Source organism: Bradyrhizobium sp. B025, assembly GCF_042257955.1.
Lineage (GTDB): Bacteria > Pseudomonadota > Alphaproteobacteria > Rhizobiales > Xanthobacteraceae > Bradyrhizobium > Bradyrhizobium diazoefficiens.
The window spans coordinates 7,170,016-7,187,761 of record NZ_CP170150.1 but is presented as its reverse complement, the minus strand read 5'-3'; the positions used below and the strand labels follow the sequence as shown (position 1 = coordinate 7,187,761).

16 protein-coding genes are annotated in these 17,746 nt (G+C 65.6%); 5 read left to right on the top strand and 11 right to left on the bottom strand.

The window, feature by feature from the left end; all coding sequences use genetic code 11:
• Positions 1–64: 64 nt before the first annotated feature.
• Positions 65–526 carry an Lrp/AsnC ligand binding domain-containing protein gene (locus ACE10W_RS33890; protein ID WP_011089995.1) on the top strand — a complete coding sequence of 154 codons (462 nt, stop codon included), beginning with the start codon at positions 65–67 and terminating at the stop codon, positions 524–526.
• Positions 527–698: 172 nt separating this feature from the next.
• Here ACE10W_RS33890 and ACE10W_RS33885 read toward each other — a convergent pair whose 3' ends face one another.
• The 4 genes from ACE10W_RS33885 to ACE10W_RS33870 form a co-directional block, all read right to left on the bottom strand.
• Positions 699–899, bottom strand: a complete 201-nt coding sequence (locus ACE10W_RS33885; protein ID WP_008563500.1) for a cold-shock protein — start codon at positions 897–899, stop codon at positions 699–701.
• Positions 900–1,096: 197 nt separating this feature from the next.
• The gene (locus ACE10W_RS33880) at positions 1,097–1,405 is read right to left on the bottom strand and encodes a cytochrome c (RefSeq protein ID WP_304548290.1); all 309 of its coding nucleotides are present in this window, start codon (positions 1,403–1,405) and stop codon (positions 1,097–1,099) included.
• Between the two features lie 12 nt (positions 1,406–1,417).
• Entirely contained in the window at positions 1,418–2,617 is a 1,200-nt protein-coding gene (locus ACE10W_RS33875) for a molybdopterin-dependent oxidoreductase (protein ID WP_304548289.1), read from the bottom strand.
• 326 nt (positions 2,618–2,943) lie between these two features.
• Positions 2,944–4,674, bottom strand: coding sequence for an adenylate/guanylate cyclase domain-containing protein (locus ACE10W_RS33870; RefSeq protein WP_304548288.1), 1,731 nt, complete (start codon positions 4,672–4,674; stop codon positions 2,944–2,946).
• A gap of 474 nt (positions 4,675–5,148) precedes the next feature.
• On the opposite strand from ACE10W_RS33870, the gene ACE10W_RS33865 reads away from it, so the two are divergent.
• The gene (locus ACE10W_RS33865; protein ID WP_304553902.1) at positions 5,149–6,714 is read left to right on the top strand and encodes a glycosyltransferase family 39 protein; all 1,566 of its coding nucleotides are present in this window, start codon (positions 5,149–5,151) and stop codon (positions 6,712–6,714) included.
• A 114-nt stretch (positions 6,715–6,828) separates the two neighbouring features.
• On the opposite strand, the gene ACE10W_RS33860 is transcribed toward ACE10W_RS33865, so the two are convergent.
• A complete protein-coding gene (locus ACE10W_RS33860) occupies positions 6,829–7,860 on the bottom strand; it encodes a YcjF family protein (RefSeq protein ID WP_028172938.1) in 1,032 nt (343 codons plus the stop codon).
• Positions 7,857–9,326 (bottom strand): YcjX family protein, encoded by a 1,470-nt coding sequence (locus ACE10W_RS33855; protein ID WP_028172939.1) that lies wholly within the window; start codon positions 9,324–9,326, stop codon positions 7,857–7,859. The genes ACE10W_RS33860 and ACE10W_RS33855 overlap by 4 nt, the downstream gene beginning before the upstream one ends.
• A 179-nt stretch (positions 9,327–9,505) precedes the next feature.
• Between ACE10W_RS33855 and ACE10W_RS33850 the strand changes: the two genes are divergently transcribed.
• Both ACE10W_RS33850 and ACE10W_RS33845 read left to right on the top strand, forming a co-directional pair.
• Positions 9,506–10,201 carry a hemolysin III family protein gene (locus tag ACE10W_RS33850; protein WP_011089987.1) on the top strand — a complete coding sequence of 232 codons (696 nt, stop codon included), beginning with the start codon at positions 9,506–9,508 and terminating at the stop codon, positions 10,199–10,201.
• A gap of 85 nt (positions 10,202–10,286) precedes the next feature.
• On the top strand, positions 10,287–11,081 hold the full coding sequence (locus ACE10W_RS33845) for an SDR family oxidoreductase (protein WP_011089986.1): 795 nt from the start codon (positions 10,287–10,289) through the stop codon (positions 11,079–11,081).
• Between the two features lie 186 nt (positions 11,082–11,267).
• Here the strand turns inward: ACE10W_RS33845 and ACE10W_RS33840 are convergent, their stop codons facing one another.
• Positions 11,268–11,729, bottom strand: a complete 462-nt coding sequence (locus ACE10W_RS33840) for a MarR family winged helix-turn-helix transcriptional regulator (RefSeq protein WP_162185893.1) — start codon at positions 11,727–11,729, stop codon at positions 11,268–11,270.
• A 75-nt stretch (positions 11,730–11,804) separates the two neighbouring features.
• Here ACE10W_RS33840 and ACE10W_RS33835 point away from each other — a divergent pair, with 75 nt between their 5' ends.
• The gene (locus ACE10W_RS33835; protein WP_028172940.1) at positions 11,805–12,581 is read left to right on the top strand and encodes an SDR family NAD(P)-dependent oxidoreductase; all 777 of its coding nucleotides are present in this window, start codon (positions 11,805–11,807) and stop codon (positions 12,579–12,581) included.
• 173 nt (positions 12,582–12,754) lie between these two features.
• Here the strand turns inward: ACE10W_RS33835 and mdlC are convergent, their stop codons facing one another.
• The 4 genes from mdlC to ACE10W_RS33815 form a co-directional block, all read right to left on the bottom strand.
• Positions 12,755–14,377: a benzoylformate decarboxylase gene (gene mdlC, locus ACE10W_RS33830; protein ID WP_304548287.1), complete on the bottom strand. Its 1,623-nt coding sequence runs from the start codon at positions 14,375–14,377 to the stop codon at positions 12,755–12,757.
• A gap of 138 nt (positions 14,378–14,515) precedes the next feature.
• Positions 14,516–15,367, bottom strand: coding sequence for a MaoC family dehydratase N-terminal domain-containing protein (locus ACE10W_RS33825; protein WP_028172942.1), 852 nt, complete (start codon positions 15,365–15,367; stop codon positions 14,516–14,518).
• 15 nt (positions 15,368–15,382) lie between these two features.
• On the bottom strand, positions 15,383–16,483 hold the full coding sequence (locus tag ACE10W_RS33820; RefSeq protein WP_028172943.1) for a CaiB/BaiF CoA-transferase family protein: 1,101 nt from the start codon (positions 16,481–16,483) through the stop codon (positions 15,383–15,385).
• 10 nt (positions 16,484–16,493) lie between these two features.
• On the bottom strand, positions 16,494–17,663 hold the full coding sequence (locus tag ACE10W_RS33815) for an acyl-CoA dehydrogenase family protein (RefSeq protein ID WP_304548286.1): 1,170 nt from the start codon (positions 17,661–17,663) through the stop codon (positions 16,494–16,496).
• Positions 17,664–17,746: the final 83 nt, after the last annotated feature.

The following is a 17,746-nucleotide window of genomic DNA, read 5'->3' as shown; positions in this document are numbered from 1 at the left end:
GATAGACAAGTTAGTCGATTTGCCTTAGAAAATGAAGATAGATGCCACTATAGCCAGATAAAATATGGAACTTGATCGGTTAGACCGGAGAATCCTCTCAATTTTGCAGGAGGATGGGCGAATCGCCAATGTCGAGCTCGCCGAACGCATCGGCTTGTCGCCGACATCGATCGGCGAGCGGCTGAAGCGCTTGCAGCGCGAGGGTTTTGTCGAAGGCTACGGCGCGCGACTCAATCCGCACCGGCTCGGCCTCGGGCTTCTGGTGTTCGTCGAGGTGCTGCTCGACAAGACCACGCCGGACAATTTCGAGCGCTTTGCGCGCGCGGTGAAACTCGCGCCTGAAGTCCTGGAGTGTCACATGGTTGCCGGCGGCTTCGACTATCTTGTGAAGGCGCGGCTTGCGGACATGACGGCGTATCGGCGTTTCCTCGGCGAGACCCTGCTGTCGATGCCGGGCGTGCGCGAGACGCGGACCTACGCGGTGATGGAGGAGATCAAGCGCGACGCACCGTTGCCGGTGGGCTAGGGAAGTGCCGTCGCGATTGTCATTGCCGTGGCGTTGAATGAGCGGTCTTCGCGGGAAAAATAGCTATCCGTGTGCAGTCGCAACGCCCGTCGTCGAATGCACTGGCCGTCTTCTAAATTTTCTTGGCCTCGCTCCCGGATTTGATCCGGGAGGCAGCGAAACGCTGGCGGGCTTATACTTTGAGGTTTTCTGCGGAGGTCTTGCCCCGGTTTGCGATCTCTTCGTATTCAACCGTCTGTCCCTCGTTGAGGGTCGACAGACCGGCTTTCTGCACTGCCGAGATATGCACGAACACATCCTTGCCACCCGACGCAGGCTGGATAAATCCATAACCCTTCGTCGGGTTGAACCACTTGACCGTACCTTTAGCCATCACGACTTCTCCGCGGGTCTTCCTCCGAGATCTCGAACCGCCAGTCCCCGCCAACCGGCCGGTTCGGTCCTAACAGGATACGCGGATTGTGGCAGGCTTGGTAGCTCAAACCACATCAGCCTTTTGCCGAATTCCGCTCAACTTCGCGGCGTTTTTGCCGGTTTTGCCCGTTTCGCGGTCAATTGGCCCGCGCTCCGTCAATACGTCGCGGCCAGGTAATCGACGATCTTGCCGACATCGGCATCGTCGATCGGTGCGCCATAGACCTTGATCATCTTCGTCACCTCGGCCTGCCAGAAGCCCTTCTTGTCCTTCATCGGCGGCTGCGTGTTGATGTAGTCGGCCGAGTGGCAGGCGCTGCAATTGCCTTGTACGACCTCGAGATTGGGGCCGGGCTTGAAGGCGGCGACCTCGTCCGGGAGTTGGTAATTGACGGGCGCCGCAGTCGCGGCACTGATGCCGGCGGCGAGAGTGAGCGAGATGGCGAGGAGAACGGTGCGCTGCATGATCATTCTCCCTCAGGCCACCGTCACGCGGACGGTTTCGACGACGTTGCGCAAATAACCCGCCGGGTTCCAGCGCGGCTGATCCGGTTGGGTCTCGCCGCCGTTGCCGGTGGCGCGGACCTTGAGCTCAACGGTGCCGGCCGCGAGCTTCACCGGCAGCTTCCATTCGCGGAACGAGTATTTGCCGAGATCCTTGCCGAGCTTCGCGTTCGTCCAGGTCTTGCCGCCGTCGGTGGAGACCGCGACGTCCTTGATGCCCTTGCCGCCGTCGAAGGCGATGCCGCGCAGCGTCGTAGCTCCCGCCTTCAGCTTGGCGCCGTCAGGCACGCTGGTGATGAAGGAGCGGATGGTGAAACGGTTGATAGGGATCGTCGCCTTCGGCGTGGTGCCCGGCTCGATTGCATTGTTCGGGGTATCAGGAATGCGATAGGCCGACTTCATCCAGAAGCCGTCATAGACATTGTCGATGACGGTGATCTCGTTGAGGTGCTTGACCCAGTAGGTGCCGTAATAGCCGGGCACGATCAGGCGCAGCGGGAAGCCGTTGAGGAACGGCAGGTCCTCGCCGTTCATGCCGTAGGCCAGCATCACCTCGCCGTCGCTGGCGTGATCGATGTCGAGCGCCTTGACGAAGTCAGGCGTCTTGTCGCTGGCCGGGCCGTCCATGCCGTTGAACGTGACCTGCTTGGCGCCGGCCTGCACGCCGGCCATCTCGAGCACGGTCTTCAGCGGCACGCCGCGCCAGCGTGCATTCCCCATCGCGCCGTTGGCGAGCTGGCCGCCGGCGACGCGCGGCTCAGAGAAGCCGCGGCTGTTGCCGGAGCACTGGTTGACGGCGACGATTTCGGTCGCCTTCATTTTGCGGATGTCCTTAAGCGACAGCTTGAGCGGCTTGTCGACTTTGCCCTTGATCTCGAGCGTGAACTTGTCGGGGTCGAGATTGTAGGGCAGGTCCGAGAGATGATAGCGCACGAAGAATGCGTTGTTCGGCGTGATCGGGCCGTCGTTGAACACCGCGAACGGGGTCTCGAGTTGCGGCGGCCGGCTGGTCAGGCCGATCATCGGCCGCTTCTGCGGATATTTCACCAGCGGCCGTTCGCCGTTGGCGAAGGGCAGGGTGACGGTGTCCAGCGCCAGCGCTTTGGTTGAATTCAGTGTGGCCGCCATGGCGGCAAGCCCCGCTCCCTTGAGCAGGTCGCGTCGATCGAACATCTGGTCCCCTTCCGGAGCTTTTCGTTGGCTCGCGGTCATCACCGCGATCCTGCATTCATCTGTCGCAACGATGCCGATGAAGTCAATTCGTGCTTTCGCAGCAGGCCCATGCCGCTGCGTTGCAGCAAGCCGGTGTTGCGTTCGTAATGAGAGTCGAGCTGTCGCCGCGACGGTGGTGCGCTCCACCTCTCCCGCTTGCGGGAGAGGTCGCGCCGAAGGCGCGGGTGAGGGCTCTTTCCTCTAGGGGACTGTCCCGTTGCGGAGACACCCTCTCCCCAACCCTCTCCCGCAAGCGGGAGAGGGAGCGCACCGCGCTCGTTGTTGTCTTACGCCGCCACCCGCGCGCCGCGATCGACCAGCATCGACAGCTCCCTGGCGTCCGCAACCACGCGCACGGCCATCGGCTCGTCGCGGCCGCGGATCGCGACCTCCTGCTGCGGCAGCGCGTCGTCGGCGAGGCCCGCGGTGCGGCGGACCTCCTCCGAGACGATGGCCTCGCAGGCCAGCGTCTTGGTCATGTCCTGGAGGCGGGCGGCGACGTTGACGGCATCGCCCAGCGCCGTGAACACGATGTGATCGCGATAGCCGATGTCGCCGATGATGACCTCGCCGCCGTGAATACCGATGCCGAAGCGGATCGGCTGGCGCAGATCGTGGCTCAGGAGCTCGTTGAGCTCGTCGATATGCGTGGCGATGCTAGCGGCGGCCTTCAGCGCCTGCCGGCAGGCTTGTTGCGGATCGGCCGACAGCCCGAACAGCGCCAGCATGCCGTCGCCGACGAACTGGTTCGGCTGGCCGCCGCTCTCGACCACGGCCTGCGAGACCGCGCCGAGGAAGCGGTTGACGATGAAGACGGTGTCGAACGGCAGCCGCTTTTCGGCCAGCTGCGTCGAGCCGCGCATGTCCACGAACAGGCTGACGAGATAGCGCTCCTGGCCGATCCTGGCGGGCGTCGAGGCCTGCCCGCTCGCCGAGAGCGTATGGGCCGTGAAGAGCTGGAAGAAGGAGAGATCCGACGTCGGCCGCAACTGGCAGGCGAGGCGGATCGAAGGGTCGGTGGCACCGACACGGGTGAGCACGAAGGCCTCGCGCTGTGACGGCTCGGGCAGGGCGCCATGATCGCCGATGATGCGGATGCGGCAGGTCGAGCAGCGGGCGCGGCCGCCGCAGACGCTGGCATGCGGCACATTGTGGCGCAGGCTCGCTTCCAGCACGGAGAGGCCCTTGGGGACCCGCACGGTCTTGCCGTTGCCGTAGGACAGCGCGATCATGCCGCCGCGCCGCTCGCGCAAGGCGCGCACGCCGCGCGCGGCCAGCGCCAGTCCGAGCAGGCCGACATAGCCGATGGTGAGGCCGCCGGTGATGCGGTCGAGCGTGTCGGCTTCCGCGACCGTGCCGACCTGGCGGCGGGTGAGGTTGTGCGTGCGCCATTCCCCGTCGTCGGCTTCGATCGCGACGCTGCGGCCGCCCTGATAGACGCCGAGCAGCGCCAGCGTCGGGATCAGCACTGCGGCCGCGAGCAGATAGGGCGCGGCGCGCGTGAAGAATGGCTTGAGGCGGAGCCAGAAATAAATGCCGATGCAGCCGTGGATCCAGGCGATGATCAGCAGGATCGTCATGGTCCAGATGCGGTTCGACGCGACGAAGAACAGGTAGAGTTCCTGCGGATAGAGTTTTTGGTGTCCGTACAGCGTCTGGCCGAGCCGCACACCGATCACGTGCGCCATGACCAGGGCGGGGATGCTCAAGCCCAGCACGAGCTGGAGCGGCTCGATCGTTCGCCAGCGGAACTGCCGCCGCTGATACAGCGCATAGATGCCGAGCCCCATATGGGTGAGCGCGGCGGCGTAGAACACGATCGCGACCGGCAGGAACTGCCAGAATGTGGTGTGGTAGTAGACCCCGACCTCCATGGCATCGACCGAGACGTTGCCGAGCGCATGGTTGAGGAAATGGCTGATCACATAGGAGAACAGGATGACGCCGCAGACAAGCCGCACCTGCCGCACGCTGGTCGCGCGGACGAGTTCGGGCATGTGGACAGGAGCGGTGGCCATGATTCGGTTGTATCAGTTCATGAAGGAGAACAGCCAGCCTAGCGTTTAATTCCAGCGGTGGACAGTTTTCGGGATCACATGCGCGGCAAGGTTACGAAACCGTAGGGTGGGCAAAGGCGCGCTGCCGCGGTCAGCCTCCGCTGTCGTCCCGGACAAGCGCGCCCACAGGCGCGCGCCGATCCGGGACCCCCGCGCGAGCGCTTGCGCTCGTCGCGATACCACAGGGAGTAGTTGCGGGCAGGCTGGTAACTCCGAGTCTTCGCCAAACCCCTCCCTGTGGGTATGGGTCCCGGATCTGCACTCGCTTCGCTCGTTGGTCCGGGACGACAGCAGATGGCGGCAATATCCCCCACATTGACTCCCCCTCCCAAGTCGGGGAAAAGCGCGGCCGTGACGATCGCTCCCGACATCTCCGCGAAGCCAGACGGCGCCGAACGCCGTCTCATCCTTGCTGCCGTGCTCGTCATCGCCGCGATGACGCTGCTGCGCATCGTCTACGCCTCCGCGATCGAGCTGCGCACCGACGAGGCCTACTACTGGACCTGGTCGAAGGAGGCGGCGCTCAGCTTCCTCGATCATCCCCCGGGCATCGCCTGGCTCATCCGTTTCGGCACCGCGATCTTCGGTGACACTGCGCTCGGCGTTCGTTTCGGCGGCATCGTCGCGATGTTGGTGACGCAACTCCTGCTCGCCGACATCGTCCGCCGCCTCACCCATGATGCGCGTGCGGTCGTGTTGGCGGTGCTGATGCCGGAGGCTGCGCTCTACTACGGCCTCTTGATGGCCAAGGTCGCGCCTGACGTTGCCATGATCCCGTTCGCGGTCGCGATGATCTGGTCGCTGGTGCGGCTGGCGCAGAGCGATGACGGATGCTGGTGGCTGGCAGCGGGGCTGTTCGCCGGGCTGGCGATGCTGTCGAAATTCACCGTGATCATGTTCGCGCCGGCGGTGGCCGCTTTTCTTCTCGTGCCGGATTGGCGCTGGCGCTGGCTGCGCAGTCCCTACCCTTATCTGGCCGTGCTGGTTGCGATCGCCGTGTTCTCGCCGGTGCTGATCTGGAATGCGCAGCACGACTGGGCCTCGTTCCGGTTCCAGGGCGTGCGCGCCACCGCCAATTACGGCATCTCGCTCCGCACCGTCGGTGACTACATCGGCCTGCAATTCGGTCTCGTCGGCTTCGTCATGTTCCCGGTGGTACTGTCGGGCCTCGTGATCACGGCATGGCGCGGCTATCGCTCGCGCGAGCCGGTCGCGATCCTGCTGTCCACCGCGGTGCTGGTGCCGTTCCTCTATTTCCTCGCGAAATCGCTGACGCTCCGGGTCGGCGACACCTGGCCGATGTTCATGTGGCCGGTCGGCTTCGCCGCGGCCGCGGTGAACCTCGTCATGCTGCCGCGTGAAAAATGGTCGGCGCGGATGATCCGGTCGAGCCTGTTCTGGGCGAATACGGCGATCGTCTCGGGCATCGCCTTCGTCGTCATCGTGTTCCTCTACTACGTCGCCGCGCCCTGGAATTTCCTCGGCAAGATCGATCCGATCGGCGCCGAAGCCGGCTACGAGCAGGTTGCAGCGCGCGCGCAGGCTGCGCTGGACGAGACCGGCGCGACCTGGATCGCGACCACGGACTACCGCACCTATGCCATGATGCGCTGGCTGTTCAGGGGCCGCGTGCCTGTCATCGAGATCAACGAGCGCGGCCGCTTCCAGGATTTCCGCGATCCCGGCATCGATCGGATCAAGGGCCGCGCCGGCATCTATGTCGGGCGCGAGCCCGACAATCGTTTATCGCTGTGGGAGGACATTCCCGCGAAGCGCGAGCAGCTCGGTCGGGTCGAACGCCGCTGGCGCGGTGTTCTGACCGATACCTACGTGCTTGAAAAGCTCACCGGCTGGACCCCGGAGCTGTCCCCGCCGAAGGATTCGCCGCTGTTCCAGTGGCGCGTGCTGGCTTTCCTCTCCCTCTCCCCGCTCTTGTCCGCCGAAGCCTTGGCGAAGGCCGATGCGCGACGAGCTTCGCTCGCGCTGAGAGGGTTGGGGTGAGGGGGAGTCTCCGCGGGGGAGGTGACAGTTGGACTCGCGGAGAGTCCCCCTCCCCCGGATCGCATCTGGCGATGCGCTCCGGCCTCTCCCCGCAAGCGGGGAGAGGCGAAGAAGCTACTCCTCCTCGCCCTCCTTCTTCCGCAGCAGATCCGTCGCGAGATCCGACAGCTTCGGCGGCGGCAGCGCCGCGAAGGGCAGCGGGCGTGTCACCTCGATCGCGGCCAATCCGAGCCGCGCCGTCAGCAATCCGTTGAGCACGCCTTCGCCCAGCCGTTGCGACAGCTTCGCTGCAATCCCGTGGCCCAGCATCTGCTGCACCAGGCTGTCGCTCGCGGCCATGCCGCCGGTGATGGCGAGATGGGCGATGACGTGGCGGAGCAGGCGGATCATGCCGAGCGCGCCGGGCCGTCCGCCATACAGGTACGCAAGCTGGCGGATCAGACGCAGCGCGGCGACGAACACGAACATCACGTCGATCGCCGCGCGGGGCGAAACGGCCGTGACGATCGAGACCTTTTGCGCCGCTGACGACACCAGCCGTCGCGCCTCCGCATCGAGCGGCGACATCAATTCACGCTCGGCGAGGCGGATCATGTCGGCGCCGTCGATGATCTCGCCGGTGTGGCTCTCCAGCGTGGCGCGGGCGCGTGCGAGCTGCGGATTCTGGTGCGCGATCTTCAGGAGGTCCTGCACGATGACGCGGCTCTCCTTGCGGTCGTCGCTGGCAAGGACGGCGGCCGCGCGCTGATGCAGTTTCTCGATCGTCGCGAGGCGCGCCAGTCCATACGCCTCGCGCCCGATCACCACCGCGAGCGCAAGCGCGGTGACGAATGCGAAGGCGAGCCCGACGAAGCCGAGGCTTTCGCTGCGCGCAAACAAATCCTCGATCAGATGAACCACGCCGAGCCCGACGCCGAGCAGCGTCAGCCCGGCAAGGCCGGACCAGAACAGCGCGCCCCAGGGGAGGCCGCGTCGTGCGGGCAGCACGGCTTCAATCGGCACCGGCAATGTCGCCGGATCGTGCTCCGGCGTGATCTGGATGGTGCCGCGGCCGAGCCGCGCCGTCTCGTCGGCTTCGGTGACGACGACGCCGGGATCGTCGAGCCGGAACGTCGCCGGCCGCCGCGGCGGGGATCGCTCGTTCATGAGAGCTTGTCTCCGATCAGGAACTGCAAGGCACGGTCGAGGCGGATGTGTGGCAGCGCCGGCTCGCCGTCACTCTCTCGCGCGAGCTTTGGCGGGCGGAAGCGCAGAAAGCGGAAGTCGCTCTTCTCGGCGGCCTCGGTCGAGAGGCCGCGGAAGGCATCCGTGCCGTTGAACAGCGGCTCGGGATCCAGGGGCAGGTCGCCGGGAAAGGTCGCAACCTCCGTGTTGCCGTCGAAGAACTCGCCGCCGGCGCTTTCGCCCGCCGCCGGTGTTCCCAGGATCGACGGCAATTTGTCGCGGCCGTGGGCGACCTGCGCCTCGCGCGTGGCGCGCACCGCGGCGAGCGCCACCACGTCGATCTGCGCGCCGGTATTTTCCGCGCGCGCCACCGCCTGCGTCACGGCGCGGCGGAGCACGGCCTCGAGACGGTCGTGGCTGGAATGATGCAGGTGGTCCGCCTTGGTCGCCGCGAACAGGATGCGGTCGATGCGCGGCCGAAACAGGCTGGTGAGGAAGGTGCTGCGGCCAATGTTGAAGCAGTCGAGAATGCCGGCGAGCGCGGCTTCGAGATCGTGCAGCGCCTCGGGTCCGGAGTTGAACGCGGCGAGCGCATCGGCCAGCACGATCTGGCGATCGAGGCGCGCAAAGTGATCGCGGAAGAAAGGACGCACCACGACGTCTTTGTAGGCTTCGAAGCGGCGCACCATCATCGCCCACAGCGAGCCGTCCGGCGCCTGGCCGCCGACGGGCACGTCGAGCGGCGCGAAGGTCAGCGCCGGGGAGCCTGCGAGATTGCCGGGCATCAGGAAGCGGCCGGGCGGCAGCAGGCTCATGGCAAAGCGTTCTTCGCGGCACGCGCGCAAATAATCGGTGAAGAGCTTTGCGGCTGTCAGTGTCGCCTGCTCGTCCTCGCGCGCGTCAGGCTTGAGCGTGGCAAGATGCGCGTGCCAGCCGGCGGCAAGATGAGCGCGTGGCGCCTCGCGCGAGAGCGCAAGACTCTCCGTCGACCATTGCTCGTAGCTCTTTTGCAGCAGCGGCAGGTCGAGCAGCCACTCGCCGGGATAGTCGACGATATCGAGCGTCAGGGTGCGATCGGCGCCGTTGTGGCGCTGGTAGTCGACGACGAGGCGAAGCTCGCTGATGTCGACGGTCGAATTCGGCCAGTGCCGTTCCTCGACCAGCGCGCGCAGATGGGTCTCATAGGCAAAGCGCGGCACGGCATCGTCCGGCTGCGGCGCGAGATGCGCCCGCGCGATCCGGCCCGAGGCATAGGCTTCGAATACCGGAAACCGGCCGCCGCGCGTCAGCCCATGGATCAGCGCGGTGATGAACACCGTCTTGCCGGCCCGCGACAGGCCGGTGACCCCGAGCCGCACCGTCGGATTGAAGAAGTGCTCGCCATAGTCGATCAGCGCCCGGGCCGACAGGCGCGCCTCTTCGACCATATCCTGGAAACTGAATGCCATGTGAACGTTAGGGGATCTCGGCGGGCGGAAAAGTGAAGCTGTTCACAAAGGTGGCAATTGCATGAGGAAAATCAAGCTTCATACTTCCACCGCCTTTGTCGGTAAATCAGCCGTTTGAACGACGCGCCGATCCCGAAAGACCCATACAACAAGGGCATTGTCTTGCCTTGCGGATTGCCATGACCGTCTTCCAATTGAAACAGTTTGCATCCACCTCCGTCCATGCTGCAGCCGACGCGATCGGCTGGAACTACGACCGGGCCGAGCTGATCGCCGACGGGATCATCCATGCGGTTGGTGTGTTCTCCGGTACCGTCGCCGCGACCGTTCTGGTGGTGCTTGCGGTGCTTTATGCCGACGCCACCGACATCGTCGGGGTCTCGATCTATGTCGCCGGCCTGCTCTCGATGCTGGTGCTGTCGGCGACCTATAATCTCTGGCCGGTCTCGCCGGTCAAATGGCTGCTGCGGCGCTTCGACCATTCGGCGATCTATCTCCTGATCGCCGCGACCTACACGCCGTTCATCCTGGAGCTGAAAGCCAGCGTCTTCGCGCTGGCGCTGCTCGTCTGCGTCTGGTGCGTGGCGATCGTCGGTATCGTGCTGAAGCTGCGCTATCCCGGCCGGTTCGACCGCGTCGCGGTCGGCATCTACCTCGCGATGGGCTGGAGCGGCGTGATGCTCTACGACGCCGTGGTCAAGGCGCTGCCTGCGCTGGTGCTGGGCTTCATACTTGCGGGCGGGCTGCTCTACAGCTTCGGCGTGATCTTCCATGCCTGGCGGCGGCTGCGCTTCCAGAATGCGATCTGGCACGGCTTTGTCTTGGCCGGTGCGGCGTGCCATTATACCGCGGTGCTCGACCTCGTGTTGAGCTGAGCAGGACCCGCGACGCGGAATAAGCCAAGCGGTATAAGAGCGGTATAAGACAAGCGAAGCGCTATAAGAAAAGAGGAGACGTCGCATGCAGGTGACCGGCAAGGTCGTGGTCGTCACGGGCGGCGCAAATGGCATCGGCAAGGCGCTGTGCGAGGCGTTTCACAAGGCGGGCGCAGCCAAGGTCGTCGTCGCGGACATGGACGCCGCCAACGCCAGGGCAGTCGCTGCCATGGTCGATGGCGCAGCCTTCAGATGCGACGTCGCGCAGGAAAAAGAGATCGCCCACGTCATCGAGGAGACCGAGCGGCAGTTCGGACCGATCGAATTGTTCTGCTCCAATGCCGGCATCGGCGGCGGCTTCGATCCGATGTCGGTCAATGCCGGCGGCGCCTCCGACGAGCCTTGGCAGCGGAGCTGGGCGATCCACGTCATGGCGCATGTCTACGCGGCCCGGCATCTGGTCCCGCGGATGAAGGCGCGGGGCGGCGGCTATTTCCTCAACACCATCTCGGCCGCGGGCCTGCTGTCGCAGGTCGGCAGCCCCGCCTATTCCACCACCAAGCACGCCGCGGTCGGCTTTGCCGAGAACCTCGCGATCTCGCACAAGGCCGACAACATCAAGGTCTCGATCCTCTGCCCGCAGGGCGTCGACACCAACATGCTGCGCTCGATCCCGAAGGGCCCGCAATCCGGCGACGGCGATCTTACGCCCGAGCAGGTCGCAAGTGACGTGCTCGCGGGCCTGGCGCAGGAGACCTTCCTGATCCTGCCACACCCCCAGGTGCTCGGCTACATGCGAAAGAAGACCGAGAACTACGACCGCTGGATCGGCGGCATGGCGAAGATCCAGGCGAAGATGCGGGAAGAGTTCGGGAAGTGACCCGTTAGGTCATCCCGGGGCGGTCCGTAGGACCGAACCCGGGATCTCGAGATTCCGGGTTCGATGCTTCGCACCGCCCCGGAATGACAGTGTCGTAGCCCGGATGGAGCGAAGCGTAATCCGGGACAGTCTTTCCGCGTTGTGAGAAGCCCCGGATTGCGCTCCGCTTCATCCGGGCTACGGACCTCACGCCGCCGACTCCGCCTCGTCCTCCATCCGGCTCTGCCGCAACGCCCGGGCATAGAGCATCATGCCCTCGCGCACCGTGCGCTGCTCGGCCTCCGTCAATGCCGCCAGTGCGCCGCGCACCTGCTGCCGTCCGAATTCATGCAGCGCCTCCAGCGTGCGCCGGCCCTTGGCCGTCAGCGACAGCAGCTTGCTGCGTGCGTCTAGCTCGTCAGGCGTCTCCTTCAGTTCCCCGCAATCGATCAGCTTGCGCACCAGGCGGCTGACGCTGGATTTTTCCAGCCGCAGGAAATCGCCGAGCTCGCCCGAGGTCATCGGCCCGCGGATGCCGATCTCCAGAATGGTATGCACGGCTGAGGGCGGATAGTCCGACGCCGCCACCGTCGCATCCATGAAGCCGAGCTCGCGCACCATCAGGCGCGAGGCGGCGCGGATGTCGTCGATCAGCGAAAGCCCGGCCATCTTGACTCCCGGCATATAGTTGTATCATACAACTATATGCGTGCAGCGGCGCCCGCAAGCCTTTTGGAGTGGCCCATGAGCGGAATTTTGCCGGCTGGTCAGCGGATGAGGGGCAAGGTCTGTCTGGTGACGGGCGGCGGCAGCGGCATCGGCCGCGCCACCGCGCTACGGATGGCGTCCGAAGGCGCGGAAGCGCTCATCATTGCGGGCCGGCGCGAAGCCGAGATCGAGGCGACCGCCGCTGCGTGCCGCGAGATCGGCGCGGCCGCGATCGCGCTCAAGACCGACATCACGCGCGAGGACGACGTCGCGCGCCTCGTCGGAACCGCCGTCGAGCGTTGCGGCCGGCTCGATGTTGCCTTCAACAATGCCGGCTTCCAGGAGCGCCGCGCGCCGCTGGAAGAGCAGGGCACGGAGATCTACGACAGCGTGTTCGACACCAATGTCCGCGCGCTGTTCCTGTGCCTGCGCCATCAATTGCCGGCGATGCTGGCGCAAGGCCGCGGCAGCATCGTCGTCAATGCCTCCGTCAGCGGCGTGCGCAATCCCAATCCCGGCTTCTCGCTCTATTCGGCCTCGAAAGCCGCGGCGATCTCGCTGACGCGCTCAGCCGCCATGGAGAACGCCCCGCGCGGCATCCGCATCAACGCCATCGCCCCCGGCCGCGTCGTCACCGACATGATGCTGCGTGCCGGCGTCGGCGACGTCGCGACGGTAGCCGCAGGCCTGCCGTTGCGGCGGATGGGGAGCCCGGAGGAAGTCGCGGAGGCCGTGGTGTGGCTGTCGTCGGATGCGTCGTCCTACGTGGTCGGGCACGTGCTGGCCGCCGACGGAGGATTCTTGGCGTCGTAGCTTTGCGGTGGTGGCGCGACAAATTTGGTGTCGTCCCGGCGAAGGCCGGGACCCATACCCACAGGGAGGAGTTTGACGAAGACTGGTAGTGGGCACCTTCGCGCCACAACTACCCCCTGGGGTTATGGGTCCCGGCCTTCGCCGGGACGACGATGAGGAGATACAGCGCGTCCCTAATGCTTCTGCCCGTACAGCACCGGCACCGCCGAATCCACGATGACCTCGACGAGGCATGTGCCCTCGTGCGCCATCCCGCGCTTCAGCGCCTCGCCGAGCTCTGCCGCCTTGCTCACCCGCACCGCGTGGCAGCCCATGCCCTCCGCAAGCCGTACGAAATCGATCCCCGGCAATTCCAGCCCGGGCACGTTCCTCACCTGCATCACCTGGCTGAACGAGCGCATCGCGCCGTAGCCGGAATTGTTGATGACGACGACGGTCAGCGGCAGCTTGCGTTGCGCGGCGGTCCACAGCGCCTGGATCGAATACATCGCCGAGCCGTCGCCGATCAGGCACACGGTGCGGCTCTTCGGCTTGCCGAGCGCCATGCCGACCGCCGCCGGCAGCGAGTAGCCGAGGCCGCCGCTCGCCATGGTGTAAAAACTGTCCTGGCCGCGCATCGGCATGAACTTCTGCATCGCCGGCCGGTGCGAGGGTACTTCCTCGACCAGCGATGCGCCGTCGGGCATCGCCTGCGACAGAGAGTGCAGCAGGAATTCGACCGGCAGCGGATCGGCGGCCTGCGGCGCCGGCGGCAGCGTGCGGCCTTTGGGCGTCGCCCGTTTGCTCTCCGGCAGCAGGTCGAGCAGCAGGCTCAGCGCCGGCTTCATCGTGGCGACGATGCTGGTGCCGACCGGCGTAACCGCCGCCGCATCGGGATCGTCCGTGATCTGGAAGATTGTCGCGCCGCCGTCGAAGATTGCGGCATGCCCTTCGACATGGAAGGTGAACACGGGGGCGCCGACCACGACGACGAGATCGTGCTCACGCAGCGCGTCGGAGAGTTGCGCCGGCGAGGCATGGAGGAAGCCCGCGAACTGCGGATGACGCTCGGGGAACGAGCATCGCGCCGAGAACGGGCTGACCCAGACGCTCGCCTTGGCTCTCTCGGCGACGCGTACCATCAGATCGACCGCGCCGGCGCGGTCGACACCGGGGCCGACGACGAGGGCAGGGTGTTTTGCTGAACCGAACGCCGAGACCAGCGCCTTCATCGCCTCCGGCTCGGGTCCGATCTCGCGGCTGACCTTGCGCGCCTCGACCGGCGCCGTGGCATGCGTCCAGTCGTCGATCGGGATCGAGACGAAGGTCGGCCCGCAGGGCGGCTGCATCGCGGTGTAATAGGCGCGCGCGATTGCGGCCGGCACGTCCTCGGGCCGCGCCGGCTCGACGCTGTACTTCACGTATGGCCGCGGAAACTCCGACGCGCGCTCGGCATAGAGGAACGCCTGCAAGGGGAGGATCGAGCGCGCCTGCTGGCCCGCGGTGATCACCAGCGGGGTCTGGTTGCGATGCGCGGTATAGATGTTGCCGAGCGCGTTGCCGACGCCAGCCGCCGAATGCAGATTGACGAAGCCGGCATTGCGCGTCGCCTGCGCGTAGCCGTCGGCCATGCCGACCGCGGAGGCTTCCTGGAGCGCCAGCACGTAGTCGATGTCGTCGGGCCAGTCACTGAGGAACGGCAGTTCGGTCGAGCCGGGATTGCCGAACACCCTGTCGATGCCGAAGGAGCGCAGCAGGTCGATCGTGGCCTGCTTGACGGTGACGGCCTTGCTGCCGGCCTTGCCGTTCTTTGCCATGGTTTCCGTCCCTGAATGCTTATTGTTTGGCTCGTCATTCCGGGGCGCGAAGCGAACCCGGAATGACGAGATTCTCAGGTGCGTAATTGCGCACCATAGTTCGGTCCTGCGGACCGCCCCGGAATGACGGTGTATCTATCACCACACCGCCGTGCCCTTCATCGTCGGCTGCCCCTCCGCGTTCGCGGTCCACAGCTCCATGCTCTCGCCGCCGTCATTGGCGTTGACGGAGAACTCGGTGCCCTCGAACAGCGGCTGAAGCCCGCGATAGGTAAACTTCCGAGGCGCCTTGCCGGCGCGAAGCTTGGCCGCCATCTCGATGATGAGCGCCGCCTGCAGCGGCCCATGGAAGATCAGGCCCGGATAGCCCTCGACCTTGGTGACGTAGTCGCGGTCGTAATGGATACGGTGGCCGTTGAAGGTCAGCGCGGAATAGCGGAACAGCAGCACGGGATCGGAGACGTGGGTCTCGCGATGCTGCGCCTTCGGTGGCGGAGGCGGGGCCTTGGCGCCAGCGGGCGCGCCGCTCGTCATCTCGCGATAGACGATGTCCTGCCGCTCGCGGATGGCAATGCCGCGCGGCGAGGTCACGGTGTGCTCGACTGCGACGAAGCACAGCGTGCCGGTCGAGCCGGTCTTCACCGTGACGTCGGCGATGCGCGAGGTCCGCGTCGATTCATCGCCGACGCAGAGCGGCTGCAAAAATTCGATCTCGCCGCCGGCCCACATCCGGCGCGGCAGCGGCACCGGCGGCAGGAAGCCGCCGCGGGTGGGGTGGCCGTCGGGGCCGAGCATCGACATCGGAAACACCGGCTGCGCCAGGCACCAGTGCACCGTGAACGGTGCGGCATCGCCCTTTTTGGGCTCGCCGACCTCCTGGAACAGCGTCGCGCGCAAGCCCATGACGAGCTGCGCGGTGACGATGTCGGTGGCCTCCGTGCTGCGGCCGATCCATTGCCGCAAGTGATCGATGTCGAGCTTCCCGGTCATGATGCCTCGCTCTTGTTATTTCCTGGGTGGACGTTCGCCGATGCCAGGCACGGCACCATAGCTGCGCGTTTCGCCGACGATGATCGGCGCCGGTGCGGGATAGCTGACGCGGCCGTTCGGCGTGTCCACCTCGATGCGGCGCAGATGCGGGTGGTTGGTGAGGTCGGCCATGGTGTTGACCTCGGCAAAGGCGATGTCGGCATCCGACAGCCGCTTCAGCAGTTCGTCGCGCGTCATCTTGCCGAAGGCATCGGCCACCGTCTTGTCGGTGAAATCGCGGTTGCGCACGCGCTCCACCATGTTGGCGACGCGCGGATCGGCCGGCAGGTCGGGCTGGTCAAGCACCTTCACGCAGAGCGTCTTCCACTCGCGCTCGCTCTGGATCGAGATCAGGATGTCCTTGCCGTCCTTCGAGGTGAACACGCCATAGGGTGCGATCGAGGGATGACGCAGCCCCATGCGCTTCGGCGGATTGCCGGCCTCCGAGTTGAGCAGCGGCACGGTGCACCAGTCGGCCATGACGTCGAACATGGAGATGCGAATGTCTGCGCCCTTGCCGGTGCGCCCGCGCGCGATCAGCGCCTCCAGGATCGCCGCATGCGCGGTGGCGCCGGTCGCGACGTCGACAATGGACATGCCGACGCGCGAGGCGCCATCAGGGTTGCCGGTGATCGAGGCAAGCCCGCTCTCGGCCTGGATCAAGAGGTCATAGGCCTTGCGGTGCGCGTAGGGACCCTCGTCGCCATAGCCGGTGATCGTGCACGAGATCAGCTTCGGATAGTCCTTCAAGAGCCGCTCGCGCGAGAAGCCGAGCTTGTCCATCGAGCCCGGCTTGAGGTTCTGGATCAGCACGTCGGCGCTCGCGATCAGCTTCTCCAGTTCGGCGCAGCCTTCCTTGGTGGCGAGATCGACCACCGCCGACTGCTTGCCGCGGTTGAGCCAGACGAAATAGCTGCTCTGGCCCTTGGCTGCCGCGTCATAGCCGCGGGCGAAGTCGCCCTCCGGCCGCTCGATCTTGATCACCTCCGCGCCGGCATCCGCCAGGCGCGAGGAGCAGAACGGCGCCGCCACCGCCTGCTCGACCGCAATCACCCTGATCCCGTCAAGTGCTCCCATGATTGCTGCCTCAGTACGAGCGGGGCATGCCGAGCACATGCTCGGCGACGTAGGACAGCACCAGATTGGTCGAGATCGGCGCCACCTGGTAGAGCCGCGTCTCGCGGAATTTGCGCTCGACGTCGTATTCCTCGGCAAAGCCGAAGCCGCCATGGGTCTGGATGCAGGCATTGGCCGCTTCCCAGGAGGCATCCGCCGCCAGCATCTTCGCCATGTTGGCTTCCGCGCCGCAGTCGAGCCCGGCCTCGTATTTGCGGGTGGCTTCCTTCACCATCAGCTCGGCCGCGCGCATCGAGGCGTAGGCTTTCGCGATCGGAAACTGGATGCCCTGGTTCTGGCCGATCGGCCGGCCGAAAACGCTGCGCTCCTTGGCATAGTTCGTGGCCTTGGCGATGAACCATTTGGCGTCGCCGACGCATTCGGCCGCGATCAGGATGCGCTCGGCATTCATGCCGGAGAGGATGTAGCGAAAGCCCTTGCCTTCATCGCCGATCAGATTCTCCGCCGGCACCTTCATGTCGGTAAAGAACACTTCGGTGGTGGCGTGGTTCATCATGGTGCGGATCGGGCGGATCTCGAGGCCATTGTTCTTGGCCTCGCGCATGTCGACGATGAACACGGAAAGGCCGTCGGTGCGCTTCTTGACCTGCTCCTTCGGCGTGGTGCGCGCCAGCAGCACCATCAGGTCGGAATGCTCGGCGCGGCTGGTCCAGATCTTCTGGCCGTTGACGATGTAGCTGTCGTTGCCTTCCTTGCGCGCAAAGGTCTTCAGCGAGGAGGTGTCGGTGCCGCTGGTCGGCTCGGTGACGCCGAAGGCCTGCAGGCGCAATTCGCCGCTCGCGATCTTCGGCAGATATTTTGCCTTCTGCTCGGCATTGCCGTGCCGCAGCACCGTGCCCATCGTGTACATCTGGGCATGGCAGCCGCCGCCATTGCAGCCTGCGCGCTGGATCTCTTCGAGGATTGCGGCCGCCGCGGAAAGCTTCAGGCCCGCGCCGCCATATTCCTCGGGGATCAGCACCGAGAGATACCCGGCCTCGGTCAGCGCGTCGACGAAGGCCTTCGGATAGGCCATCTCGCGATCGAGCTTGCGCCAGTATTCGCCGGGAAACTGCGCGCAGAGCTTTGCGACGGCTTCGCGGATGTCGGCGTGATCTTCGCTGTGGTGTTCTTCACTCATGGCGTTTCCCAATTGTAGCGGCAGTTAAGATAACGCCGGCCGATCCTCTGGCGTTGTGAAAACAACGCCCGCCCCCTATGCTC